Origin of the sequence: Streptomyces sp. NBC_00572 (assembly GCF_026341815.1) — a bacterium.
Lineage (GTDB): Bacteria > Actinomycetota > Actinomycetes > Streptomycetales > Streptomycetaceae > Streptomyces.
The window spans coordinates 3,383,786-3,409,233 of record NZ_JAPENX010000001.1 but is presented as its reverse complement, the minus strand read 5'-3'; the positions used below and the strand labels follow the sequence as shown (position 1 = coordinate 3,409,233).

The following is a 25,448-nucleotide window of genomic DNA, read 5'->3' as shown; positions in this document are numbered from 1 at the left end:
CGACAGGGCGCCCCCACTCCGTACGAAAGCTGCGAAGCCTCAGCGCTTCGCGACGAACACGTGCGCCGCGACGTCCGCGTTCAGCTCGGCCGCCTCGCCGCTGCTGCCCACGAGAACGCCGCCCGCGGACTCCGTCACCGACACCACGGAGCCGGGCTGCACGCCCGCCCGCCGCAGCGTGTACATCAGCTGGGCGTCCGTCTGGATCGGCTCGCCGATCCGGCGGACGACCACCGTCTTGCTCTCGCTCGCGTCCAGCTCGGCGAGCGAGACCATCGAGTCGTCGAGGAAGGCCTCGGCCTCCGCCTTCTCGCCGAGCTCCTCAAGGCCCGGGATCGGGTTCCCGTACGGCGACTCCGTCGGGTGACGCAGCAGCTCCAGGACCCTCCGCTCCACGGCCTCGCTCATCACGTGCTCCCAGCGACAGGCCTCGGCGTGCACCTGCTCCCACTCCAGGCCGATCACGTCGACGAGCAGGCACTCCGCGAGGCGGTGCTTGCGCATGACGCGGGTGGCGAGGCGGCGGCCTTCGTCCGTGAGCTCCAGGTGCCGGTCGCTGGCGACGGCCACCAGGCCGTCGCGCTCCATCCGGGCCACCGTCTGGCTCACCGTTGGGCCGCTCTGGTCGAGCCGCTCGGCGATCCGGGCACGCATGGGGACCACACCTTCCTCCTCAAGCTCGAGGATGGTGCGGAGATACATCTCCGTTGTGTCGATCAGTCCGGACATACGTGCCCCTCGATGAGTCGTGCGCTGGCCCTGCACCAATTCTGACGCATCGCGCCGACAACCGGGCCTCACCGGGCGAAGGCGGTATTGACAGAGCAATGGTCCAGACCGCACCGTGATCGGCGACCGGGGCACGACCACGACATGACGCGACGACGTGACGGCGACGAGAAGGAGCTTCTGGAATGGGCGACAGCGCGGGCGAGAGCAAGCTGGCCGGACAGTTCTTCGACGCCGCGATCGGCCTGCTCCAGCAGGTGCGCGACGGCGACTCGGCCGAGATCGCCGAGGCGGGCGCCGCGATCGCCGAGGCCGTCGCCAACGGCAACCGGCTCTTCGCCTTCGGCGCGGGCCACTCCTCGCTCGCCGCCCAGGACGTCGTCTACCGGGCGGGCGGCCTCGCCCTCATGAACCTGCTGGTCGTCCCGGGTGTCGTCGGCGTCGACGTCATGCCCGCGACGCTCGGCTCCGCCCTCGAACGGGTCGACGGCCTCGCGGGCGCGGTCCTGGACTCCTCCCCCGCCAAGGCCGGGGACGTCCTGATCATCATCTCCCTCTCCGGGCGCAACGCCCTGCCCGTCGAGATGGCGATGAACGCCCGCGCGCTCGGCCTCACCGTCATCGGCGTCACGTCGGTGGCCTACGCGACGGAGACGAAGTCCCGGCACGTCTCGGGCACCTACCTCAAGGACCACTGCGACATCGTCCTCGACTCCCGGATCGCCGTCGGGGACGCGGAACTCACCCACGAGGGCATCGAGGCCCCCTTCGCACCCGCGTCCACCGTCGTCACCAGCGCCCTCATGCAGGCCACGCTCGCCGCCGCCGCCGAGGACCTCGTCCGCCGCGGCATCGAGCCGCCGCTGCTGCGGTCCGGGAACGTCGACGGCGGCCACGAGTGGAACGGCCGCGTGATGACGGAGTACGGCGACCGGATCTTCTACCGGCACTAGAGGGCGGGAGCGGGCTCGGACGCAGGCCCCGGCACGGGCACGGGCACGGGCACGGGCTCGAAGGTGTCCGTGCCGCACAGCGCCCGCCCGTACAGCGTCCGCAGGGCGCCGTCGATGGGGTGGGGCTGCGGGATCCCCTCGGAGTCCCGCTCGTTCCACCGCTGCAGGTTGACCGCGATCGACATCTGACGCCTGCCGTCGGCCCTGATCAGGGAGATGGTCCCGGCTCCCCAGACCGAGCCGTCGTGGCCCCAGAAGGTGCCGCAGCCGGGAACGACGACCTTGTGCAGGCCGAGGCCGTAATTGATCATCGTCCCGTCCAGGGCGCGGACCGGGATCGTGCGCTGCATCTCCGCCAGCGACGCACGGCCGACGATCCTGCCGCCGAGCAGCTCGGCGTAGAAACGGTTGAGGTCCTCCATGGTGGCGACGAGGCCGGCGCCCGTCCCCGTCCAGGACATGTTGTAGACGCTGTAGTCACGCGGCGGATCGAGCAGGCCGAACATGGCCTCGTACATCCGCGGGTGCGGCCCGTCGATCCGGGGCCCGTCCGGGAACCCCGTGTGCCGCAGCCCGGCGCGCTCGATGACGTGGCGGGTGATGTAGCGCTCGGCGGTGGTGCCGGTCACCCGCTCCAGGAGTTGGCCGAGCAGCAGCCAGTTGGTGTTGGAGTAGACGCCCACGGGGCCGCCGGGCTCACCCGTGGGCGGCGCCGCGAGGCCCAGTGCGATCAGCTCGGCCGGGCGGAACTCCCGGAACCGGTTGTCGTCCAGGCTCGTGGGCGAGTTCTCCTGAAGGGAGGGGAACGCGTACGGGACGTAGTCGGGGATGCCACTGGTGTTGTTGAGGAGCATCCGGACCGTGATCCGCCTGCCCCGCTCCCCCGGCACCAGGTCCGGCAGGTAGTCACCGACGGGCGCGTCCAGTTCGATCCGGCCCCGCTCGACCTGCTGCATGACGGCGGCCGCGGTGAAGGTCTTGGTGACACTGGCGATGCGCTGACGCATCCCGGGGTCGACGGGCCGGCCGGTGGCGAGGTCGGCGACCCCGGAGGCTCCGCGCCAGGTCCGGCCGGCGTCCCGCACCTCGCCGAACACCCCCGGAACGCCCGCCCGATGGACACCGTCCATGGCGGACCTCAGCTTCGCGGGATCGACACGGGCGGGCCCGGTCGTCGCCGCGTCCGGGCCGGGAGCGGCCGCCACCGTACCCACGCAGGCCGTGAGCGCGGCCACACCGGCGCACAGTACGAGTCGGATCTTCTTCGACCGGAGCTTCACGGCGTACGTCCTTCGATCGGGTCGGCGAGGTCCGTTCGGGTCAAGAACGGTGCGAACACTTCGAGTTCGGGGTTCATGACGACCATCCTCACGGGGCCACCCGGACCGGGTCGCCCGCCGTCCGTCGGACATCGCGCACCGGTCACGCGCCGATCGTCGGACGGCGGGCACCGATCGCCGTCAGGCCCTGTCGGTGGCAGCCAGTCGATGACGGTCAGTCGGTCGCAGCCAGCCGATGGCAGTGAGTCGGTGGCGGTCAGTCGGTGGCGGTCAGGAGCAGGGTGTTCAGGGTGGCGTAGTCGGCGCCGCCCTCAAGTTCCTTCGCCGTGCCCCGCTCCAGCAGTTCGCGGGCCGCCCGCCCGGCCAGCCCGTACGCCGCCTCCGCGATCGACGAGCCCGCGCTCACCCGGGCCACGCCCGCCGCCGCGAGCTCCGCCACGGCCAGCGTCCCCGGGCCGACCGCGACGTTCACCGGCAGCGGCGACGCGGCCACCAGGCGCTCGACCGTCGCGGCGTCCAGCGCGCCCAGGACGAAGATCCCGTCCGCTCCGGCCGCCGCGTAGGCCGCGGCCCGGGACAGCGTCTCGTCCAGCCAGGCCGCACGGTCCCCCGGCGGCATCCGGTGGGTGTCGATGCGGGCGTTGACGAAGAGCGGGACCCCGGCCGCGTCCGCCGCCCCGCGCGCCGCCGCGATCCGGGCGGCCTGCTCGGCCACGGGGCGCAGGGCGTCCGGGCGCAGGGTGTCCTCCAGGTTGATGCCGACGGCACCCGCCGCGAGGACGCCCCGTACCGTCTCGGCCACCCCGGCCGGATCGTCCGCGTAGCCGCGCTCGACGTCGGCGGTGACCGGGACGTCGACCGACGCCGCGACACGGGCGACGGCGGCCAGCGCCTCGTCCCGGCCCAGGTGATCACCGTCGCCGCGGCCGAGCGACCACGCGACGCCCGCGCTGGTCGTCGCCACCGCAGGGGCCCCGGCGTCCGCGACGACGCGCGCCGAGGCGACGTCCCACGCGTTGGGCAGGACCACCGGGCGGCCGGGCACGTGCAGGGAGCGGAACAGCCGTGCCTTGTCGAGAAGGGCCGCGGAGGGCGTGGGAAGCACGGGAATCGTGGGGGTCTTCGGAGTCGTCATGGCCGGATCCCATCACGGCGCCGGACCCGCGGCCGGGAATTTCCCCGCGCGGACTCAGCCCCTCCCGAGGTCCAGCGCCGCCGCCACCCTGGACACCACCGCCTCCGCGAAGACCACGTCCTCGCGCTCGAAGGGCTGCCGGCACGCCGCCCGCAGAAACGTCACCACGCCCAGCGTGCGGCCCCGGGAGCGCAGGGCCACGCAGACCGCGTGGGCCGCGTCGCCGGGCCACTGATGGGCCTCCGCCCACACCTCGGCCGTCCGGCCCGCGCTCGCCCGTACCGTGCCCGCCCGGTCCCAGGCCTGGAGCGCCGGGTGCCTCGGGCCGTACCGCAGCGGGATGCCGCCGCCCACCACCGGCGAGGCCGGGCCCGGGGCGCCCGCCGGAGTGGCCAGGGTCCGGGTCAGGCGCCGCTCGCCCGCGACCCGGTCGACCAGGGCGTGGTCCGCGAAGCCGGCCAGGGCGAAGTCGAGCAGCACCGCCGCCGCCTCCGCCGGGTCCTCGCACTCGGCCGCCGCCGCGCCCGCCCGGTGCAGCTGGCTCCACCGGAACCGCAGCCGGTCCGCCTCCCGCGCCGCGAGCCGCTCCTCCGTCACGTCCTGGAACAGCCAGGCCACCCCCAGCGGCACCGGCTCCTCCGCCATCGGCGAGGACAGCCGCAGGAAGCCGCTGCGCCAGCACCGGCGCCGCTCCCCCTCCGACGTCCGCAGCGTCACCCACACCTCGGCGGGCGCCGGCGGCGTGCCCTCCGCGAGTACGTGCTGGAGCGCGCCCTCCAGCTCCTCGGCCCCGTGCACGACGACATCGCCCAGCGGGCGCCCGAGCAGGGCCGTACGCCCGGTTCCGAAGGCGCGGGCCGCGTGGCCGTTGACCATGGCGGGGCGCAGATCGGCGTCCACGAGGACGACCCCCCAGGAGGCGTCCTCGAACAGGGCCTCGCTGAGCGCCACCGAACGCTCCAGGTCGAGCTGGACGTGGACCTCGCTGAACGCGCAGTACACCCCCGCCGGAGCGCCATCGGCCCCTCGCACCCCGGCGGCCTGGCTCCGTACGAGCACCCGGCCGCCGTCCTTGCGGAGCAGCGCCAGCTCGTGGACCTGCCGCCCGGGGCCCTTCATGGCCCCCATCAGCCGCTGCAGGGTCTCCTCCGCGTCCGCGCTCCGCGCCGCCCAGCCCTCGAACCCGCGCCGCCCGACGGCCTCGGCGGCGGACCAGCCGAGGATCCGCTCGGCCTCGCGGTTCCAGTGCGTGATCGTCCCGTCCGCGTCGAAGGCGCAGAGCGCCGCGTCCATCCCGTCGAGCAGCGCGGCCAGCAGATCGGCCCCCGCCCCGGGAACGGAAGCGGTCTCGCTCGCGGACCCCGTGAAAGCACTCATCCCGGCAATCCCCCCGGCCTCACCCTGGCACTCCCCCTGGTGCAAACCATTCAACTGGAACGTGACCCAGAACACATCGGGTTCACCGAAATCGTTGCGCGGCGGAGACGAGCACGCAAACCCACGGGGGCGGCCGCGGGGAGCGCGCACGCCACGGCCCGGGGGCGCGGGCCGCGCCGCCAGGGCGCCAGGCGCTCCACGGGCCGGGGCGCGAGCCGCGCCGCTAGGGCGCCAGGCGCTCCACGCGCCACTGCTCGTCGCCCTCGCGGGCGTACCGCAGACGGTCGTGGAGGCGGTTCTCGTGTCCCTGCCAGAACTCGACCGCGTCCGGGACGACCCGGATGCCGCCCCACTCCGGCGGGACCGGGACCTGGGCGTCCTCGGGGTAGCGGGCGGCGAGTTCCCCGTAGCGGGCGAGGAGTTCGGCGCGGGAGTCGATCACCGAGGACTGGCGGCTCGCCCAGGCGCCCAGCTGGGAGCCGTGCGGGCGGGTGCGGAAGTAGGCGACGGTCTCGTCGCGGCCGATGCGCTCGGCGCGGCCGGTGACGATGACCTGGCGGGCCAGCGGGTGCCAGGGGAAGAGCAGCGAGGCGTACGGGTTGGCCGCCAGCTCCGCGCCCTTGCGGGAGTCGTAGTTGGTGAAGAAGACGAAGCCGGCCCCGTCGTAGTGCTTGAGGAGCACCGTGCGGGAGGACGGGCGGCCCTCGGGGGTGGCCGTGGAGACGATCATCGCGTTCGGCTCGTGGATCGCCGGGTTCGCGGCGGTCTCCTTGAACCAGCGGGCGAACTGCGCGATCGGTTCGGGCGCGAGGTCGGACGCCGACAGCTCCGTGGTGCGGTACTGCTCGCGCATGTCGGCGGGATCCAGGGCATCGTTCACAGGATCGGTCACGGGGCCATCCTGCCGCAGCGCCCCAGTCTGCCCGGCACCGCGTGCCGTCAATCCTTACTCGCCGGATCGGCGCAGTGTGCCGGATGTCACGCTTCCCCGCATCATCGGAACCGTACAGACTCTTGGGCTGGACTGCTGTTGAATCCCCACCATCTGTTGCATCCCCACCGTCCCCCCCATCGACCAGCACTCGGTTGATCGATCATCGATAGAGGAGCCGCCTGATGTCCGACTTCGTACCCGGGCTTGAGGGAGTCGTCGCGTTCGAGACGGAGATCGCCGAACCCGACAAGGAAGGCGGCGCCCTCCGCTACCGCGGCGTCGACATCGAGGACCTGGTCGGTCACGTCTCGTTCGGCAACGTCTGGGGGCTGCTCGTCGACGGCGCCTTCAACCCGGGCCTGCCGGCCGCCGAGCCCTTCCCGATCCCGGTGCACTCCGGCGACATCCGCGTCGACGTCCAGTCCGCGCTCGCGATGCTCGCCCCCGTGTGGGGCCTCAAACCGCTCCTCGACATCTCCGCCGAGCAGGCCCGCGACGACCTCGCACGCGCCGCCGTCATGGCGCTCTCGTACGTCGCCCAGTCCGCCCGCGGCCAGGGCCTCCCCATGGTCCCGCAGAGCGAGATCGACAAGGCCGAGTCCGTCGTCGAGCGCTTCATGATCCGCTGGCGCGGCGAGCCCGACCCGAAGCACGTCAAGGCCGTGGACGCCTACTGGACGTCCGCCGCCGAGCACGGCATGAACGCCTCCACGTTCACCGCGCGCGTCATCGCCTCCACCGGCGCCGACGTGGCCGCCTCCCTCTCCGGCGCCGTCGGCGCCATGTCGGGCCCCCTGCACGGCGGCGCGCCGTCGCGCGTCCTCGGCATGATCGAGGAGATCGAGCGGACCGGCGACGCCACCGCGTACGTGAAGCAGGCCCTCGACAAGGGCGAGCGCCTCATGGGCTTCGGCCACCGCGTCTACCGCGCCGAGGACCCCCGCGCGCGCGTGCTGCGGCGGACGGCCAAGGAGCTGGACGCCCCCCGCTACGAGGTGGCCGCCGCACTGGAGAAGGCCGCGCTGGAGGAGCTGCACAACCGGCGCCCCGACCGCGTCCTGGCCACGAACGTGGAGTTCTGGGCGGCCATCGTCCTCGACTTCGCCGAGGTCCCGGCGCACATGTTCACCTCGATGTTCACGTGCGCGCGTACGGCCGGCTGGTCGGCGCACATCCTGGAGCAGAAGCGCACCGGCCGCCTGGTCCGCCCGTCCGCCCGCTACACGGGCCCCGGCCAGCGGAACCCGCGCGAGATCGAGGGTTACGAGGACATCGCGGGCTGAGCCCGCCTTCCACCGCCTTCCGCGACGCACACGGCGACGGCCCGACCCGCACAGTCAGGGCCGTCGTCGCGTAGGTCGCGAAAGCCGTGGAAACCGCGGGCCGCAGGCGCAGCCGCGGCCCCCGGCCGCCCCACCGCCTACGCCGACAGCGCCGGCTGCGCCTCCGGGTGCAGCAGCAGGTCCGCGTGGTGGCGGGCCGCCACCAGCGGGTGGGCCCGCATCTTGCCCTTCAGCTCGTTGCGGCCGTACTCGGCGAACAGCGGGTTCGCCGGGTCCGCCGTGACGCCGGGCGCGGACTCCGCGTACGGGAAGGCCAGCGGAGTGATCCGGGCGTCGAGCCGCGGGTTGTAGAAGAACGGCACCGAGTACCGCTCGGTCGCCCCGGGCGGCGAGACGACCCGGTGGTTGGTGGCGATCAGATAGCCGTTGGTCGCCACTTCGAGCAGCTCGCCGAGGTTCACGACGAACGCGCCGGGCAGCGGCGGGACGTCGTGGAAGTTCCCGTCCTCGCGCTGCACCTGGAGCCCGCCCACCTGGTCCTGCAGGAGCAGGGTGAGGAAGCCGTAGTCCTTGTGCGCGCCGACGCCCTGGTCGTCGCCCTCGCCGCTGCTGCCCGGGTAGCGCACCAGCTTGAGGTGCGGATGGGCGCGCGGCCCGAAGATGTCGTCGTAGAAGTCGGCGGGCGCGCCGATCGAGACGAGCAGCTCGCGCAGCAGCCGCTCGGCGACCCCGCTGAGCCGATCGATCCAGTGCAGGGCGGCGGTCCGCAGCTCGGGGAGGACCTCCGGCCACTGGTTGGGGCCTTCGAGCCACCAGTACGGGGCTTCCCAGGGCGCGGGGGTGCGCGCGGGGCGCTCGGCGCCTATGTCGAGCTGGTCGCGCCAGTCGCGCGCGCCGGCGGTGCGCTCGTCGCCGATGCGGGTGTAGCCGCGGAAGTGCGGCGAGTTGATGTTGTCGAGGGCCAGCCGGTCGGCCTCGGGCAGGGCGAAGAAGGCGTGCATCGCGGACGTCAGCGCCCGCGTCTCGGCCTCGGTCACACCGTGCCCGATGAGCTGGAAGAACCCGACGTCGTGCGCGGCGGAGTGCAGCTGCGCGTGGAGCAGGCGCCGGGCCTGGGGGTCACGGTCTGCGGCCGAGAGGTCGACGATGGGGAGCTGCGAGGGGTACGAGCTGCGAGTCATGTGTGCGTCCGCGGGGTCTACGGGTGCCCGGGGCGGCCGCCGAGGGTGGGGCGGGGGCCACGGGTGCCGGTCGGCTTGGGCTCTGAACGAGGGACCCGAATGGGGGCGGTGGTGGTGCCCCTTGGGGGTCAGGCGGAGCGGCGACAGCTCATGCTCGTGACGCGGACGAAGTCCACGTGGCGACGGCGTACGAGCGTAGGCATGCGACCAGAGTACTGCGGGAGCGGTGGATCGACTGTGGCCCGGGTCACGTCCTGACTCCCGGGACTCAGGGGTGTTCAAAGAGGCGGCCGTACGCGAAGATCGCCGCCACACGTGTCACGCGCACGTCAAGCTTCTCGTCGCAGCATCCCTACGCAGGAGGATGTCCATGACCCGCCGCCCGTCCCGCGGCCTGCTCGCCGCAGCCGTCGCCACCGCCGCCACGGCGGCCACCGTCGCGCTGCTGCCCGCCGCCGGCGCCTCCGCCCTCCCCCAGGCGGCCTCCCCGCTCCCCCAGGCCCGCGTCTTCATGGTGAACCCGGTCCAGGCCACCGGCGACCAGTCCCTCACCGACCACAAGGACGCGGCGAGCGACGTCCCCGCCTCCGCGTACGCCACCGTCGCGCTGCGGAACCTCGACGCGAGCGGCGGCCTGTCCGGCCGCTGGGTCGCGGTCCGGTCCGAGACGGGCAAGCCCGCCACCGTCGCGGGCGCCGCCGCCTACAACCGCTCCGACGACCAGTTCGAGCAGGTCATGGCGTACTTCTGGGTCAACGAGGCACAGGAGTACCTGCAGGGGCTCGGCTTCGGCACCGAGCTGCCCGGGGCCAACGACCGGGTGCAGCCGGTCCGGCTCAACCAGTGGGGCGCCGACAACTCCTTCTTCACCGACAAGAAGGCCGAGATCCGCTTCGGCAAGGGCGGGGTGGACGACGCCGAGGACGCCGAGGTGATCGTGCACGAGTACGGCCACGCCGTGCACAACGCGCAGGTCCCCGGCTTCGGGACGACCCCGGAGGCCGGCGCGATCGGCGAGGCCTTCGGCGACTACCTGGCCGTGGAGGTCGGCACCCACGCCGTCCAGAAGTACGGCTGGGCGATGAAGGCGGACGCGGCCTGCGTCGCCGACTGGGACGCGACCGGCTACAGCGAGGCGCCGCACTGCCTCCGCCGGATCGACGGCACCAAGACGTACGCCGACCTTGAGGGCGAGGTCCACGCCGACGGCGAGATCTGGTCCCGCGCCCTCCTCGACATCCGCACCTCGCTCGGCGCCCGGACGGCCGACCGGATCATCGTGAACGCCCAGTTCGGCTTCGCGCCCGACACGACTTTCGGCGACGCGGCCCGGAAGACCGTCGAGACGGCACAGAAGATGTACGGCACGTCGGCGGCGAACGCCGTACGGGACGCCTTCCGGGCGCGGGAGATCCCGGGGGTCTAGGGCCTTTCTGCCCCCTCAGGCCTGTCGTACCTACGCGAGTGCTTCGTCCAGCAGCCGCGCCCACTGGGAGACCACCCGTTCCCGGCGGGCGCGGTCGTCCGTCAGGAGGGTGGCGAGGCCCAGGCCGCGGGCCATGTCCAGGAGCCCCTGGACGGTTTCGCGGACGCCGGGGCGGGACTCGTCGGCGCCCAGGACCTCGACGGCGATGCGATGCGACTCGCGGCCGACGCGGGCCTCCAGCTCGGTCACGCGCGTGCGGAGCTGCTCCTCGCCCGAGGCGGCGACCCACAGGTGGAGGGCGGCCCGGAACAGGGGCCCGGTGTAGAGGTCGACGAGCGCGGCGACGGCCTCGTGGCGGTCCCGGGACGGCAGGGCACGCAGTGCCTGCGAGCGCTCCTCGGCGACGTATTCGACGGCGGCCGTGAACAGGTCCTCACGGGTCGGGAAGTGGTGCTGGGCGGCGCCCCGGGAGACGCCGGCCCGTTCCGCGACGACGGCGACCGTGGAACCGGCCCAGCCGTGCTCGGCCAGGCAGGACACGGCCGCCTCCAGGAGCCGCTGCCGGGTGGCGCGGCTCCTGTCCTGCTTGGGTGCGGTCACAGCCGCCATGCGGGGTCCCGTCGTTCGAGGAAGGCCGTCATCCCCTCGCGCGCCTCGGTGGAGGCGAAGAGCGTGGCCGACCTCTGCACCAGGTCCTCCGCGTCGCGTTCGAAGGTCTCCAGGACTCTAGCGGTGACCAGGCGCTTCGCCTCGCGCAGGCCCTGCGGGGAGGCGGCCCGGAGGGAGTCGAGGATGCCGGGTAGGGCCTCCTCGCCGTCGGTGACGAGTCCCATGGCGGTCGCCTCCGCCACCCCGAACCGCTCACCCGTCAGGTAGTACCGGGCCGCCGCGCGCGGCTCCAGCTTCGGGAGGAGGGTGAGGGAGATGACGGCCGGCGCGACCCCGATCCGCACCTCGGTGAGGGCGAAGTCGGCAGCCTCCGCCGCCACCACGACGTCGCAGGCACCGAGCAGCCCGAGGCCGCCGGCCCGTACGTGCCCCGTGACGTGTCCGACCACCGGCTTCGGCAGCTCGACGATCTGCCGGAGCAGATCCACGAAGGCGTAGGGGCTCGGCGGCGCCTTCAGGTCGGCGCCCGCGCTGAACGTGCCGCCGGTGTGGGTGAGCACCACCGCCCGGACCGCGGGGTCCTTTCCGCAGGCGGTGAGCGCGTCGGCGAGCTCGGTGACGAGCGCCGCCGACAGCGCGTTGCGGGTGGCCGGGGAGTCGAGGGCGAGGGTGGTGATGCCCCGTTCCTCGGCCGATGTCACGAGTGTCGTCATGCGCGGTCCCTCAGTTCCCTTCGGAGGATCTTCCCGGACGCTGCCCGGGGCACGGCTTCGATGAACTCGACGCTGCGGACCTTCTTGTACGGGGAGACCCGGGCGGCGACGTGTGCCATGACGTCCTCGGCGGTGAGGCCGGGCGCGGCGGCCTGGCGTACGACGTAGGCCTTGGGTATCTCGGTGCCGTCCGCGTCGGTGACGCCGATGACGGCGGCGTCCGCGACCCCCTCGTGGGTGAGGAGGAGCGCTTCGAGTTCGGCGGGGGCGACCTGGAAGCCCTTGTACTTGATGAGTTCCTTGACGCGGTCGACGACGTACAGCCAGCCGTCGTCGTCGACCCGGCCGATGTCGCCGGTGTGCACCCAGCCGTCGGCGTCGACCATGGCGGCGGTGGCGTCGGGCCGGCCGAGGTACCCCTTCATGACCTGCGGCCCCCGGATGGCGACCTCGCCGTCCTCGCCGGGCGCCGCGTCCTTCGAGGGGTCGTCGAGGGACAGGATCCGCATCTCGGTGGAGGGCAGCAGCTTGCCGACGGTGCCGGGCGGAGGGTTCTCTGCGGAGAGCGGGACCACGTGCGTCCCCGGGGACAACTCGGTCATGCCGTACGCCTGGAGGACCGGCGGCAGCCCGAGCCGCGCCGAACAGGCCTGGGCGAGGGCCGCGTCGAGCGGGGCGGCGGCGCTGACGATGTACTCCAGGGAGGACAGGTCGTAGTCGGCGACGGCCGGGTGCTTGGCGAGGGCGAGCACGATCGGCGGGGCGACGTAGAGGCCGTTGATGCGGTGCTTCTGGATGGCGCCGAGGAAGGTGTCGAGCTCGAAGCGGGGGAGGACGACGACGGTGGCGCCCTGACGGAGGGGCGCGTTCATGAGGGCGGTGAGCCCGTAGATGTGGAAGAAGGGAAGGACCGCCAGGATCCGGTCGCCGGGCCCCATCGGGATGACCGGATCCAGCTGGGCGAGGTTCGTGGCGATCGACGCATGGGTGAGCATCACGCCCTTGGGGACGCCGGTGGTGCCGGAGGAGTACGGGAGCGCGGCGACGTCCTCGTCGGGGTCGACGTCGATCTCGGGGACGGGGCCGGTGGACCCGAGGAAGGCCTGCAAGGAGCGGACGCCGTCCTGCGCCTCGTCGCAGACGAAGATCTCCTCGATCCCGCCCGCGAGTTCGGCCGCCGCGCGGGCGGAGGGGAGCAGCGGGGAGACGGTGACGATCCAGCGAGCGGCGGAGTCGCGGAGCTGCTTGGCGAACTCCTCGGGCGTGGCGAGCGGATGCACGGTCGTGACGGAGGCACCCGCCCGCGTGGCGGCGTAGAACGCGACGGGGAAGAGCACGGTGTTGGGGCTGTGCAGCGCGAGCACGTCCCCCTTCCGCACCCCGGCCTCGGCGAGCCCGGCGGCGACCCGCCGATGAAAGGCGTCGACCTGCCCGTACGTGAGGGTGAACTCCCCTGCCCCGTCGACCAGCGCGGGTGTGTCACCCCGCTCCGCGGCGCCGCCGAGCACCGCGTCGTGGATCGGCAGGGAGACGGTGGAGACGGCCTCGTACTCGCTGTGGAACACCATGCAAGCCCCCTGGGGAGGTGGGAGAGGTGGAAGGTGGTCGCCAGGATCGCGCGTGTCGGTACGACTTGGGGAGACCTTGTCAGCACTCCACCGAAACAATCAAGCACGCATGCATGATTCGTGGGAGGAGCGGCGGCCGTCGCAGACACGCTCCCTCCGCCTCAGGGCGCGTCTCCGTAGCGGGCGACGATCGCGGCGGCCCGGTCGCGCAGCGAGATCCGCAACGACCGCGGGGCCAGGGCCTCCACGTCCGTACCGAGCCGCCACAGCGCCCATTCGGCATGCCACGCGTCCTGGAAGGTCAGCTCCAGCCGCAGCCGGCCGTCCTCGTCGGGCTCCTCCGCGCGGACGGCCACCGCGCTGTCCAGCAGGTCCTCCCGGCGGGCCGGGTCCACCCGCACCAGCACGGTGATGTGACCGTCGGCGAGGAACCGCGCGGAGCGCTCCCGCCAGATCCGGTCCAGATCCACCCCGTTCGGCCTCTCCGCCGCTTCGGGGAGTTCCTCGGCGGCCTCCACCCGCGACAGCCGGTAGGTGCGGTCCTCACCGGCTCTCGTGGCCAGCAGGTAGCCCCGGTCCCGAACGGTGACCAGCCCGATCGGGTCCACCGTGCGCCACTGCGGCGTCTGGCCCGTGGCCGCGTAGCGGATGCGCAGCTTGTGTCCGGCGAGCACCGCGCGCCGAACCTCGGCCATCGTGGCGCCAGGCACCTCCTCCACGGCCGCCCGACGGGAGAGGAGGTCGGTCTCCGGGTCGACGAGAAAGCGCCGGGCCGCGTCGCTCGCGGTGGCCAGATGACTCTCGGGCAGTGCGTCGACCACCTTCCGCACGGCCGAGGCGAGCGCCGACCCGAGGCCGAGCACCTGCTCGCCGCGCCCCGATCCGGCCGTCAGCAGGGCAAGGGCCTCGTCGTGGTTCAGTCCGGTGAGCTCGGTCCGGAAACCGGGCAACAACGAGAAACCCCCGTGCCGGCCGCGCTCGGCGTACACCGGGACGCCCGCCGAGGAGAGTGCCTCGATGTCCCGCAGCACGGTGCGGGTGGACACCTCCAGCTCGCGGGCGAGCGTGTCCGCGGTCAGCCGACCGTGCCGGCGCAGCAGGAGCACCAGGGAGACCAGCCGGTCGGCGCGCATGCGGGAACGCTAACGGAATACATGACCAAGGGTGTCGTGATTTGTTGGAAGGCTCATCGGCACGACGTCGGAGGGGGCGCCACCGCGCCCGACGGACGTACGAAGTACCCATGAAACGAATGGAGCTGATGTGGCGATGGAGCGAACGGCGATCAACCCGGTGACGTGGTCTCAGGAGTTGGGGTTCAACCAGGGTGAGCTCGTCTCCGGGCACACAAGGACCCTGTACGTCTCCGGACAGACCGCGACGAGCGGCGACGGCAAGCCCCTGCACGAGGGCGACATGGCGGCGCAGTTGGCCCTGAGCATCGAGAACCTGGAGGCGGTGCTCCGTGAGGCCGGCATGACTCTCGCCGACCTCGTCCGCCTCAACGTCTACACGACCGACGTCGACCTGCTCTTTCCGCATTACGGAGTGCTCGCGGCGCGGTTGGGCGCCGCCCGCGTGGCACCGGCCACCACGATGCTCGGGGTGACACGGCTGGCGATCCCCGGCCAGCTGGTCGAGCTGGAGGGCACCGCCGTCGGGTAGGCGACGACGCCCGGGCCCGGGCCCGTCCGGAGCACGAGTCCGGGCCCGTCCGGAGCCCGAACTTCCGCTCCCTGCAAGGTCATCAGCCGGTTAGCCTGCACGTATGGTCTTCAAGCGTCTTCTGGGCATGGGCGGTATACCGCTCGAAATCGACACCCTCGTGCAGTCCGAGCCTGCGCTGCCGGGTGGCCTTCTGCGCGGGGAAGTGGTGCTGCGCGCGCCCGATCGCCGCGTGGAGGTGAAGTCGATCTACCTGAAGCTCGTCACCGACGCGCCGGTGGCCCACAAGGGCGACGGTGACGGCTACACCGGCGACACCTTCGACTACCCGAGCGTGAGCGGCTACTTCACCCTGGAGAAGGGCGAGGAGAGGCGGATTCCCCTCCGCCACCGGCTCAAGTGGGAGACCCCGCTGACCGAGGTGAAGGGACAGAAGCTCGGGGTCCACCTGGGCCTGCACACCGAGGTCGACGCCGAGGGCATCAAGGCCCAGACGGACGACGACCTCGTACACATCACCGCGCTCCCCCTGCACGAGGCGGTCCTCGACGCCTTCGCCGCCGAGGGCTACGCCCTGGAGACCTCGCGCATCCACAACGGGACCATCCCCCGCACCGAGTACCACGTCTACCGGCAGCAGGGCCTCCTGCTGGTCGACGAGCAGGCCGGGCAGGACCGCCCGCGGGAACTGGAACTGCACTTCCACACCAACGCGGTCGGCTGCGAGATCTTCCTCCGCAAGGCCGCCCTCAAGGAACGGAACTGGAAGAGCAAGCCGCCCGCCCGGCGCTACGTGGCCGCCCACCACGAGGTCGGCCGGGTGGACTTCGGCGAGGAGGTACGCCGCTGGATCGGCGAGGTCGTCCTCCTGGGCGGCAGCCACGCCGCCGAGGAGGAGGACGAGAGCTGAGCGGACCGGGCCGCGGGGGCCGCGGGGGTCGCGGTCCTCAGGGGCGGGCGCCCGCACCGATCCGTCGGTCCAGCGCCCGCTGGCCCCGGGCCAGCCAGCGCACCGGCCAGTGCAGCAGGACGGCGAGGACCAGCAGCCAGCCGCCGGCGTGCACCGCCCAGACGCCGGCCATGGTCGGGCCGCCCCAGGCCTGGTGGTAGTCGGTGTCCAGGTACCAGATCGGGTAGCCGAAGTTCCGGACCGAGTTGAACAGCGCGTATCCGACCAGTACGAAGGCCGCCGTATCCAGCGGCAGTCCGAGCACGGCACGGCCGAGCACCCGGCCGCCCGTCCAGCCGCCCTTCACCCCCTCTCCGCCGTCGCCCTCACCGTCGCCGTCGGTGAGCCGGGCCCGCACCCGGGCGGCCCGGCCGGGCTGCCCGGTCAGGGCCAACGCGACCGCTGCCAGGCCCACCGGGAGGGCCAGGAAGGCGCGGGCCGTGGTGCGGACGGTGCGGCGGATCAGGGTCGTCATCGGGATCCTCGCTCTCACTGGCTGACGCCCGTACCGTCGCGCCACGACGGCGCCGCTGTCGTCGCACCGGGGAGCCAGACGTGAGGTCATACCCCGGTACTACCCGTGGTCGCCCCGACCGCGCGTACCAGGTCAGACGGCCGGACAGCCTGACGGCCGAGCCGGTGAAAGGTTGTACGCGAAGGATCTTCCTTTCCGTTTCCTGCGGACCTTAGGATCCGGACGCCTTCGGGCCCCGTCTCCACCACCCGTCCCAGGAGGGGCTTTGCTCCACACGCACCACCGGCGCCTCACGCGCCGCCTCGCGGGCTGTACGGCGCTCGCGCTCGGCGTGGGTCTGCTGTCCGTCGTTCCCACGCCCACCACGGCCGAGGCGGCCACCACGGCCCGCGCGAAGCCCCGCTTCGACCGGGACGGCGACGGCCGGAGCGACCGGGTCTACCGGTCGGCCACCACCGGCAAGCTGTCCATAGTCCTGTCGAAGACGGGCACCAGCGCGCCGTTCACGATCGGCTCCGACGACCTCAACGGCAGCGTCGCCCAGGAGATCCTGTCCGCGGACAACCTGTGGGGCACCGACGCCCCGGACCTGCTGACGATCCACTCCGACGGCACGCTCCGGCTGCACTCCACCAAGAGCCCCACCGCCACCGACCTGGGGCTCGTCTGGCAGGGGAACGGCTGGCACATCTACAACAAGGTCCTCGCCCCCGGCGACCTGACCAAGGACGGACTCCAGGACCTGCTGGCCCGTACCCCGGACGGCACGCTCTACCTGTACTCCGGGCGGGGCACCGTCTACAACGGGGGGCCGTTCAAGTCACGCGTCAAGGTCGGCGAGGGCTGGCAGGGCTACGACCAGCTCGTCGGCACCAACGACGTCGACGGCGACACGATCGCCGACATCGTCGCCCGGACCACGGCCGGCGACCTCTACTTCTACAAGGGCACCGGCTCCGCCACCGCCCCGTTCAAGAACCGCGTCAGGATCGGCGGCGGCTGGAACGCCTACAACCAGATCATCGGTGCCGACGACCTCGACAACGACGGCCGGGCCGACCTGCTGACCCGCACGCCCAGCGGCGCGTTCTACTGGTACCTCTCCGTCGGCGGCGGGAAGTTCGGGACGCGGACGTACTACGGCGGCGGCGGCCAGAACCTCTCGTACTACCTCGGCCAGGGCGGCGTACCGGCCTACGGCAAGCACGGCCTGTTCGTCGTCGGCACCACCGGCACCGCCGCCACGTACGGAACGCTCTCCAACGGCACCTTCACCGCGCCCAAGCAGTTCGGCGCGGCCGGGGAGTACGCCTACCACTGGGGCACGTCCAGCGTCCACGCGATGAACACCAACGACCGGGCCACCCTGCTGACCGCCAACAACGCCGGCCTGTGGGGCGACGACGGCAACATGATCTCCAGCAGCCCGGTCTTCCGCGACTACTACGCGCGGATCTCGATCGGGGACGTCACGGGCGACGGCAAGACCGACGTCATCGGCCTGGACGCCTGGGGCTCCGTGTTCCTCCACCCGGGCGTGAAGTACGAGACGCCGACCCGCGTCGGCGCGGCCGTGAAGATCGGCACCGGCTGGAAGGTGGACAAGCTGGTAGGCGCCGGGGACGTCACCGGTGACGGCCGACCCGACCTGGTCTCCCGGTACGACGGCCGCCTGTACGTCCACCCGGGCACCGGTTCGCCCACCGCGCCGTTCGCCGCACGGTTCCTCATCGGCGCGGGCTGGGACGGGTACGAGCACCTGGTCGCGCCGGGCGACATGAACGGCGACGGGCGGGCCGATCTGGTCGCCGTCACCCCGGGCGGCGACGTCTACCGCTACACGGCCACCGGCCTGCGCGGCGCCTCCACGTTCACCCCGCGCGTGCGGATCGCGACGGGCTGGAAGTACGAGCACATCAGCTGAGGCCGTCCGGTGGTCCCACGGCCTCGCCGTGGGACCACACCGCGGATCAGTACGACTTGGGCAGCCCCAGCGTCTGGTGCGACACGTAGTTGAGGATCATCTCCCGGCTGACCGGGGCGATCCGGGCCACCCGCGCCGCCGTGACCAGCCGGGCCAGGCCGAACTCCTTGGTCAGGCCGTTGCCACCCAGGGTGTGCACCGACGTGTCCACCGCCTTCACACAGGCCTCCGCCGCCGCGTACTTCGCCATGTTCGCCGCCTCACCCGCGCCCATGTCGTCCCCCGCGTCGTAGAGCTGCGCCGCCTTCGCCATCATCAGACGGGCCAGTTCCAGCTCGATGTGCGCCTGGGCGAGCGGATGCGCGATCGCCTGGTGGGCGCCGATCGGCGCCTTCCAGACCTGGCGCTCCTTCGCGTACCTCACCGCCTGCGCGAGGGCGTACCGCCCCATGCCGATCGCGAACGCGGCCGTCATGATCCGCTCCGGGTTGAGCCCCGCGAACAGCTGGAGCAGACCCGCGTCCTCGTCGCCGACGAGCGCGTCGGCCGGCAGGTGGACGTCGTCGATCGTCAGCTCGAACTGCTTCTCGTTCGCGTCGAGTTCCATCTCGATGTGTCGCCGCTGGAAGCCGGGGGCGTCACGCGGCACGATGAAGAGACAGGGCTTGAGATTCCCGGTCCTGGCATCCGACGTACGGCCCACGATCAGCGTCGCGTCGGCAATGTCGACACCCGACACGAACACCTTCCGCCCGTTGAGGACCCAGCCCTCCTCCGTACGGGTCGCGGTGGTCGTGATCCGGTGCGAGTTCGAGCCCGCGTCCGGCTCCGTGATGCCGAACGCCATCGTCCGCGAACCGTCCGCCAGACCCGGCAGCCAGGCCCGCTTCTGCTCCTCCGTACCGAAACGGGCGATGACCGTGCCACAGATCGCGGGCGAGACGACCATCATCAGGAGCGGCGCACCGGCCGCGCCCGCCTCCTCAAGGACGATCGACAGCTCGACCATGCCGCCGCCCCCGCCGCCGTACTCCTCGGGCAGGTTCACGCCCAGATAGCCGAGCTTGCCCGCCTCCGCCCACAGCGCGGCCCGGTCGAAGCCGGGGCCGTGCCGGTGGCCGAGCGCGGAGACCGCGGTGCGGAGCGCGGTCAGCTCTTCGCTTTCGATCATGGTGCTCATACGGTCTGGTCCTCCTGTGCTGCTTCGGTCGTGGCGTCGTCCGAGACGACGGCGAGCAGGGCGCCGACCTCGACCTGGCGGCCGGGGGCGGCATGGAGTGCGGTGAGCGTGCCGGAGGCGGGGGCGATGACGCGGTGCTCCATCTTCATGGCCTCCAGCCAGAGGAGCGGCTGCCCGGCGGCGACCCGGTCGCCGACGGCGAGACCGTCCGCGACCCGTACGACGGTGCCGGGCATGGGGGCGAGCAGGGACCCGGGGGCCGTCTGCTCACGAGGGTCGGTGAAGCGGGGTCGGGCCGTGAGCCGGTGCGGACCGGCGTGGACGGTGCCGTCCTCGTACGCCGTGACGTCGAAGTTCCGTACGACTCCGGCGACTTCGAGACGTACCCGATCGGGGGCCGCCGAGACGACCCGTACGCCTTCGGGGGCCGTGACCTCGTACCCGCCGCCCCGGGCCGGCCGATAGCGGACCTCGTGGTCCCCGTACGTCCGCGTCTCGTCCTGCGAACGCAGGTTCCGCCAACCACCGCCGAAGCGGCCGGTGTCGGCGGCAGCCGCGGCGAGGGCGGCGGCTGCCGCCGCGTACTCCTCGCCCTCCCGGGGACGGGTCAGCGCGTCCAGGTTCCGGTCGTAGAACCCGGTGTCGAGGTGGTCCTCGGACCCGTACTCGGGGTGCCGGAGCGAGGCCACCAACAGCTCCCGATTGGTGACCGGGCCGTGGATCCGGGCCCGCTCCAGGGCATGGGCGAGCTTGCGGACCGCCTCGGCGCGGGTCGGGGCGTGGACGATCACCTTCGCGAGCATCGGGTCGTAGTGGACGCCGACCGTGTCCCCGGAGACGTACCCCGTGTCGACGCGGAGCCGCGCGCCCTCGGGCGGCTCGAAGCGGTGCAGGACGCCCGTCTGCGGCGCCCACTCCCGCGCCGGGTCCTCCGCGTACAGGCGCGCCTCGATCGCGTGACCCTGCGGGGCCGGGGGCTCCGGGGGCAGTGCGCGGCCCTCGGCGACGGCGAGCTGGAGGGCGACGAGGTCGACCCCGAACACCTCCTCCGTCACGGGGTGTTCGACCTGGAGGCGGGTGTTCATCTCCAGGAAGTGCGCCCGGCCGTCCGCGACCAGGAACTCGACCGTGCCCGCGCCGACATAGCCGACGGCCTTCGCCGCCCGGACGGCCGTGTCCAGGAGGGACGCTTCGAGCGCGGCGGGCAGGCCGGGCGCCGGGGCCTCCTCGACGACCTTCTGGTGTCGGCGCTGGAGGGAGCAGTCCCGGGTGCCGAGCGCCCAGACCGTGCCGTGGGTGTCACAGAGCAGCTGCACCTCGACGTGCCGGCCGTTCTCGACGTACGGCTCGACGAAGACCTCGCCGTCCCCGAAGGCACTCACCGCCTCCGCCGACGCCGACTCCAACGCAGCTGCCAGCGCGTCGAGTTCTCGCACGATCCGCATGCCGCGGCCACCGCCGCCCGCCGCCGCCTTCACCAGGACGGGCAGGTCGGCCCCGGTGACGTCGCTCAGCGGGGCGATGCCGAGGATCTCCTTCGCGCGGGTCTTCGAGCCCATCGTCTCGATCGCCTCGGGCGGCGGGCCGATCCAGACCAGGCCGGCGTCGATCACCGCCCGGGCGAAGTCGGCGTTCTCGGACAGGAAGCCGTAGCCCGGGTGGACGGCGTCCGCGCCTGCCGCGAGCGCCGCCTTCACCACCAGGTCGCCGCGCAGATAAGTCTCCGAGGGTGCGGCCCCCGGCAGCCGTACGGCCGTGTCCGCCTCCCGTACGTGCAGGGCGTCGGCGTCCGCGTCGGAGTACACGGCGACGGTGGAGATGCCGAGCTCACGGCAGGTGCGGAAGACCCGGCAGGCGATCTCGCCCCGGTTCGCCACAAGGACGGTGGAAATCACGAGGGGCCTCACATTCGGAAGACGCCGAAGCCGCCGCGCGCGCCCTCGACCGGTGCCGTGTGGATCGCGGAGAGGCACAGCCCGAGGACCGTGCGGGTGTCGCGGGGATCGATGACCCCGTCGTCGTAGAGCCGGCCGGAGAGGAACATCGGCAGGGACTCGGACTCGATCTGCGCCTCGACGAGCGCCCGGAGACCGGCGTCGGCCTCCTCGTCGTACGGCTGCCCCTTCGCGACGGCGCTCGCCCGCGCCACGATGGACAGGACACCGGCGAGCTGCTGCGGGCCCATGACCGCGGACTTGGCGCTCGGCCAGGCGAAGAGGAAACGGGGATCGTACGCCCGGCCGCACATGCCGTAGTGCCCGGCGCCGTAACTCGCCCCCATGAGCACGGACATGTGCGGCACGCGGGAGTTCGACACGGCGTTGATCATCATCGCGCCGTGCTTGATGATCCCGCCCTGCTCGTACTCCTTGCCCACCATGTACCCCGTGGTGTTGTGGAGGAAGACGAGCGGGATGTCCCGCTGGTTGGCGAGCTGGATGAACTGCGCGGCCTTCTGCGACTCCGGGCCGAAGAGGACGCCCTGCGCGTTGGCGAGGACGCCGACCGGATAACCGTGCAGGCTCGCCCACCCGGTGACCAGCGACGGCCCGTACAGCGGCTTGAACTCGTCGAAGTCGGAGCCGTCGACGATCCGGGCGATCACCTCGCGCGGATCGAAGGGCGTCTTGAGGTCCCCGGGCACGATCCCGAGGAGCTCGTCCTCGTCGTACCGGGGAGGCTCCCCGACACGGGGATCCGGGTGGGCCTTGCGATGGTTCAGCCGGGCCACGATCCGACGGGCCTGGCGCAGCGCGTCGGCCTCGTCGACGGCGTAGTGGTCGGCGAGCCCGGACGTCCGCGCGTGCATCTCCGCGCCGCCGAGGGACTCGTCGTCGCTCTCCTCCCCCGTCGCCATCTTCACCAGCGGCGGACCGCCGAGGAACACCTTCGACCGCTCCTTGATCATCACGGCGTGGTCGGACATGCCGGGGACGTACGCGCCACCGGCCGTCGAGTTGCCGAAGACGACCGCGATCGTCGGGATACCGGCGGCGGAGAGACGCGTGAGGTCACGGAAGAGCGCCCCGCCGGGGATGAAGATCTCCTTCTGGGAGGGGAGATCGGCGCCGCCGGACTCGACGAGCGAGATGACGGGCAGGCGGTTGGCGAACGCGATCTCGTTGGCGCGCAGGGCCTTCTTCAGTGTCCACGGGTTGGAGGCGCCACCGCGCACGGTCGGATCGTTGGCCGTGATCAGGCACTCGACGCCCTCGACGACCCCGATACCGGTGATCAGGGAGGCACCCACCGCGTAGTCGCTGCCCCAGGCTGCGAGCGGCGACAGCTCCAGGAAGGGGGAGTCCGGGTCGACGAGCAGCTCGATGCGCTCCCGCGCGAGCATCTTGCCGCGCTTGCGATGCCGCGCGATGTACTTCTCGCCGCCGCCCGCCAGCGCCTTGGCATGCTCGGCGTCGAGGGTGGTGAGCTTGTCGAGCATGGCGGCGCGGTGGGCCCGGTAGTCGGATCCGCCGGTGTCGAGAGCGGAGGCGAGGACGGTCACAGGAGTCCCTCCGGGATGTCTGTTTCACGGGAGCGGAGCCACTCGCCGAGGGCCTTGGCCTGGGGATCGAAACGGGCCTGGGAGGCGACGCCCTCGCCGAGGATTCCCGCGACGGTGAAGTTGAGGGCGCGCAAATGCGGGAGGACGTGCCGGGTGACGGCCAAGTCGACGGTTTCCGGCAGGAGTTCGGCCAGCTTCGACACGGTGAGGGTGTGGGCCAGCCAGCGCCACTCCTCCTCCGTGCGGACCCAGACGCCGATGTTGGCGTCGCCGCCCTTGTCGCCACTGCGGGCGCCGGCGATCCGGCCGAGGGGGACGCGCCGGGTGGGCCCGGACGGGAGCGGCTCGGGAAGCGGCGGCTCGGGTACGGGCTCCAGATCGCGGGCCCTCGGCGGTACGGGGACGGGGACGCGGGTCCCGTCCGGCAGCACGGCCGTGTGCGGGACGTCGGCGGCGGGGACGAACGCCGTCTCGAAGACCCCGTAGGGGGCACCCTTCCCGGGCGGGGCGGTGACGTGGAAGCCGGGATAGCTCGCGAGGGCCAGCTCGATGGCGGCGCCGGTGAGGGCGCGACCGACGGCCTCGGGGCCGGGGTCCCGGACGACGAGCCGCAGCAGGGCGCTCGCGGTCTCCTCCGTTCCGGCGTCGGGCCGGTCGGTGCGGACCAGCTCCCAACGGACCTCACGGGGCCGCCCGTTGGCGAGCGCGTCCTCGATCTGGGCCCGAACGAGTCCGGCCTTCTCCTCGATGTCGAGGCCGGTCAGGACGAACACGACCTCGTTGCGGAAGCCGCCGAGCCGACTGAGCCCGACCTTGAGCGTCGGCGGCGGCGCCTCGCCCCGTACGCCGTCGATCCGGACCCGGTCGGGGCCCTCCCGGGTGAGCCGGACGGTGTCGAGGCGGGCGGTCACGTCGGGGCCGGGGTAGCGGGCACCGGCCGTCTCGTAGAGGAGCTGGGCCGTGACCGTACCGACGTCGACGAGGCCGCCGGTGCCGGGGTGCTTGGTGATGACCGCGCTGCCGTCCTCGTGGAGCTCGGCGACCGGGAAGCCGGGACGGCGGAAGACCGCCGGATCGTGCTCCCGGAAGAAGGCGTAGTTGCCACCGGTGGCCTGGGTCCCGCACTCCAGGACGTGCCCGGCGACGACTGCGCCCGCGAGCTTGTCGTACTCCTCCGGACCCCAGCCGAAGTGCCACTGCGCGGGCCCGGTGACGAGGGCGGCGTCGGTGACCCGGCCGGTGACGACGACATCGGCCCCGGCGGCGAGGCAGGCGGCGATCCCGGCGCCGCCGAGATAGGCGTTGGCAGCCAACGCGTCTCTTGTGGGCGGGAGTCGATCACCCTCGACATGCGCGATACGGATCGGGAGACCGAGCTTCGCGGCGAGCGCGCGAAGGGCGTCGGCGAGACCGGCGGGGTTGAGGCCGCCGGCATTGGTGACGATCCGCACCCCGCGCTCATGGGCGAGCCCGAGACCCTCCTCCATCTGGCGCAGGAAGGTCTTCGCGTACCCGGCGGACGGGTCCTTGAGCTGGTCGCGGCCGAGGATGAGCATCGTCAGCTCGGCGAGGTAGTCGCCGGTGAGGACATCGATCGCGCCCTCGGGTCCACCGCCGGTGAGCATCTCGCGGACGGCGTCGAAACGGTCGCCGTAGAAGCCGGAGGCGTTGCCGATCCGGAGGACCATCAGGCCTCCCCGGCCCCGGCCGCGCGGCCGGGTCCCGCCGGTCCGGCGAAGGCCTGGGCGATGGTGAGCCAGTGCTCGGCGTCGGCACCGGCGGCGACGAGAGCGGTGTCGTCACGGTGAACGCGCTGGGTCACGAGCAGACAGAAGTCGAGGGCGGTCCCGGTGACCCGCTGGGCGGCACCCTCGGGCCCGTACGTCCACAACTCACCACCAGGAGATACGAGTTCCACCCGGAACGGCTCGGCGGGCGCCGGGAGCCCCCGCACCAGGAAGGCGTAGTCACGGGCACGGTGACCGATCCAGGCGACGTGCCGGAGGCGGTCGGTAGGGGCGCGGACGACCCCGAGGGCGTCGGCGACGTCCTGCCCGTGCGCCCAGGTCTCCATGAGCCGGGCGGTCGCCATGGCGGGGGCGCTCATGGGGGGCCCGTACCAGGGGAAACGAGCACCGGACGGCACCGCGCGAAGGGCGCCCTGAAGCCGCTCGCGCCCCTCGCGCCAACGGGCGAGAAGCTCGGCGACCGGCAGCGCCGCCCCTTCCTCGGCCCCGTCGTCGACGAAACGGTCGGGAGCGGCGAGCGCCTTCCCGGCTTCGACGGCAAAGGCGTCGGGGTCGGTGGCGGCGAGAAGCGCGGCACGATCGGTCCAGGCGAGGTGCGCGATCTGATGGGCGACGGTCCAGCCGGGCGCGGGGGTGGGCGTACCCCACCGCTCCTCGCTCAACTCACCGACGAGACGGTCGAGTTCGTCACTCTCGTCACGCAGGTCGTCGAGGACGACGACGGGGTCGGACACGGTGCGCTCCCCTCGGGGACGGGCGTTCACGGGCCTTCGCGAGGAGCATGACAGCGGGACCAGAAACAATCAAGCGTGCTTGC

Annotated in this window: 22 protein-coding genes; 6 read left to right on the top strand and 16 right to left on the bottom strand. The window is 72.5% G+C overall.

The annotated features are described in order from the left end of the window. Positions 1–39: 39 nt before the first annotated feature. Complete coding sequence (locus OG514_RS15850) at positions 40–729, bottom strand: metal-dependent transcriptional regulator (RefSeq protein ID WP_266895074.1); 690 nt, start codon at positions 727–729, stop codon at positions 40–42. Positions 730–914: 185 nt separating this feature from the next. Between OG514_RS15850 and OG514_RS15845 the strand changes: the two genes are divergently transcribed. Further along, positions 915–1,682, top strand: coding sequence for an SIS domain-containing protein (locus OG514_RS15845; protein WP_266895072.1), 768 nt, complete (start codon positions 915–917; stop codon positions 1,680–1,682). Here the strand turns inward: OG514_RS15845 and OG514_RS15840 are convergent. From OG514_RS15840 to pdxH, 4 genes are all read right to left on the bottom strand, one after another. Continuing rightward, entirely contained in the window at positions 1,679–2,962 is a 1,284-nt protein-coding gene (locus tag OG514_RS15840) for a serine hydrolase (protein ID WP_266895070.1), read from the bottom strand. The genes OG514_RS15845 and OG514_RS15840 overlap by 4 nt on opposite strands. Before the next feature lie 256 nt (positions 2,963–3,218). Continuing rightward, positions 3,219–4,097, bottom strand: a complete 879-nt coding sequence (locus OG514_RS15835) for an isocitrate lyase/phosphoenolpyruvate mutase family protein (RefSeq protein WP_266895068.1) — start codon at positions 4,095–4,097, stop codon at positions 3,219–3,221. Positions 4,098–4,151: 54 nt separating this feature from the next. Beyond that, positions 4,152–5,474 carry a PAS domain-containing protein gene (locus tag OG514_RS15830; protein ID WP_266895066.1) on the bottom strand — a complete coding sequence of 441 codons (1,323 nt, stop codon included), beginning with the start codon at positions 5,472–5,474 and terminating at the stop codon, positions 4,152–4,154. Positions 5,475–5,697: 223 nt separating this feature from the next. Then, positions 5,698–6,327, bottom strand: coding sequence for a pyridoxamine 5'-phosphate oxidase (gene pdxH, locus OG514_RS15825; RefSeq protein WP_266900863.1), 630 nt, complete (start codon positions 6,325–6,327; stop codon positions 5,698–5,700). A gap of 263 nt (positions 6,328–6,590) precedes the next feature. Between pdxH and OG514_RS15820 the strand changes: the two genes are divergently transcribed. Further along, positions 6,591–7,691, top strand: coding sequence for a citrate synthase 2 (locus OG514_RS15820; RefSeq protein WP_266895064.1), 1,101 nt, complete (start codon positions 6,591–6,593; stop codon positions 7,689–7,691). 137 nt (positions 7,692–7,828) lie between these two features. On the opposite strand, the gene OG514_RS15815 is transcribed toward OG514_RS15820, so the two are convergent. Next, positions 7,829–8,872: an isopenicillin N synthase family oxygenase gene (locus OG514_RS15815; protein ID WP_266895062.1), complete on the bottom strand. Its 1,044-nt coding sequence runs from the start codon at positions 8,870–8,872 to the stop codon at positions 7,829–7,831. 370 nt (positions 8,873–9,242) lie between these two features. Between OG514_RS15815 and OG514_RS15810 the strand changes: the two genes are divergently transcribed. After that, entirely contained in the window at positions 9,243–10,298 is a 1,056-nt protein-coding gene (locus OG514_RS15810) for a M4 family metallopeptidase (RefSeq protein ID WP_266895060.1), read from the top strand. 30 nt (positions 10,299–10,328) lie between these two features. Here the strand turns inward: OG514_RS15810 and OG514_RS15805 are convergent, their stop codons facing one another. The 4 genes from OG514_RS15805 to OG514_RS15790 form a co-directional block, all read right to left on the bottom strand. Beyond that, complete coding sequence (locus OG514_RS15805) at positions 10,329–10,907, bottom strand: TetR/AcrR family transcriptional regulator (RefSeq protein WP_266895058.1); 579 nt, start codon at positions 10,905–10,907, stop codon at positions 10,329–10,331. Next, positions 10,895–11,620 (bottom strand): enoyl-CoA hydratase family protein, encoded by a 726-nt coding sequence (locus OG514_RS15800; RefSeq protein WP_266895056.1) that lies wholly within the window; start codon positions 11,618–11,620, stop codon positions 10,895–10,897. The genes OG514_RS15805 and OG514_RS15800 overlap by 13 nt, the downstream gene beginning before the upstream one ends. Further along, on the bottom strand, positions 11,617–13,188 hold the full coding sequence (locus tag OG514_RS15795; protein WP_266895054.1) for an AMP-binding protein: 1,572 nt from the start codon (positions 13,186–13,188) through the stop codon (positions 11,617–11,619). Before OG514_RS15795 ends, OG514_RS15800 begins: the two co-directional genes overlap by 4 nt. A gap of 161 nt (positions 13,189–13,349) precedes the next feature. Further along, positions 13,350–14,321 carry a YafY family protein gene (locus tag OG514_RS15790; RefSeq protein WP_266895052.1) on the bottom strand — a complete coding sequence of 324 codons (972 nt, stop codon included), beginning with the start codon at positions 14,319–14,321 and terminating at the stop codon, positions 13,350–13,352. Positions 14,322–14,457: 136 nt separating this feature from the next. Here OG514_RS15790 and OG514_RS15785 point away from each other — a divergent pair, with 136 nt between their 5' ends. Both OG514_RS15785 and OG514_RS15780 read left to right on the top strand, forming a co-directional pair. Continuing rightward, the gene (locus OG514_RS15785) at positions 14,458–14,853 is read left to right on the top strand and encodes a RidA family protein (protein ID WP_266900862.1); all 396 of its coding nucleotides are present in this window, start codon (positions 14,458–14,460) and stop codon (positions 14,851–14,853) included. Positions 14,854–14,956: 103 nt separating this feature from the next. Then, positions 14,957–15,763: a sporulation protein gene (locus OG514_RS15780; protein WP_266895050.1), complete on the top strand. Its 807-nt coding sequence runs from the start codon at positions 14,957–14,959 to the stop codon at positions 15,761–15,763. Positions 15,764–15,800: 37 nt separating this feature from the next. Here OG514_RS15780 and OG514_RS15775 read toward each other — a convergent pair whose 3' ends face one another. After that, complete coding sequence (locus OG514_RS15775) at positions 15,801–16,277, bottom strand: hypothetical protein (RefSeq protein ID WP_266895048.1); 477 nt, start codon at positions 16,275–16,277, stop codon at positions 15,801–15,803. A gap of 265 nt (positions 16,278–16,542) precedes the next feature. On the opposite strand from OG514_RS15775, the gene OG514_RS15770 reads away from it, so the two are divergent. Beyond that, positions 16,543–18,201 (top strand): VCBS repeat-containing protein, encoded by a 1,659-nt coding sequence (locus OG514_RS15770; protein ID WP_266895046.1) that lies wholly within the window; start codon positions 16,543–16,545, stop codon positions 18,199–18,201. Between the two features lie 46 nt (positions 18,202–18,247). On the opposite strand, the gene OG514_RS15765 is transcribed toward OG514_RS15770, so the two are convergent. Genes OG514_RS15765 through OG514_RS15745 form a run of 5 tightly spaced genes read right to left on the bottom strand, consistent with a single transcriptional unit; the run spans position 18,248 to position 25,365 of the window. Then, entirely contained in the window at positions 18,248–19,381 is a 1,134-nt protein-coding gene (locus tag OG514_RS15765; protein WP_266895044.1) for an acyl-CoA dehydrogenase family protein, read from the bottom strand. After that, positions 19,378–21,276 (bottom strand): biotin carboxylase N-terminal domain-containing protein, encoded by a 1,899-nt coding sequence (locus tag OG514_RS15760; protein ID WP_266895042.1) that lies wholly within the window; start codon positions 21,274–21,276, stop codon positions 19,378–19,380. The genes OG514_RS15765 and OG514_RS15760 overlap by 4 nt, the downstream gene beginning before the upstream one ends. An 8-nt stretch (positions 21,277–21,284) precedes the next feature. Continuing rightward, positions 21,285–22,883, bottom strand: a complete 1,599-nt coding sequence (locus OG514_RS15755) for an acyl-CoA carboxylase subunit beta (RefSeq protein ID WP_266895040.1) — start codon at positions 22,881–22,883, stop codon at positions 21,285–21,287. Continuing rightward, positions 22,880–24,571 (bottom strand): acyclic terpene utilization AtuA family protein, encoded by a 1,692-nt coding sequence (locus tag OG514_RS15750; RefSeq protein WP_266895039.1) that lies wholly within the window; start codon positions 24,569–24,571, stop codon positions 22,880–22,882. Before OG514_RS15750 ends, OG514_RS15755 begins: the two co-directional genes overlap by 4 nt. Further along, positions 24,571–25,365: a TIGR03084 family metal-binding protein gene (locus tag OG514_RS15745; protein WP_266895038.1), complete on the bottom strand. Its 795-nt coding sequence runs from the start codon at positions 25,363–25,365 to the stop codon at positions 24,571–24,573. Before OG514_RS15745 ends, OG514_RS15750 begins: the two co-directional genes overlap by 1 nt. Positions 25,366–25,448: the final 83 nt, after the last annotated feature.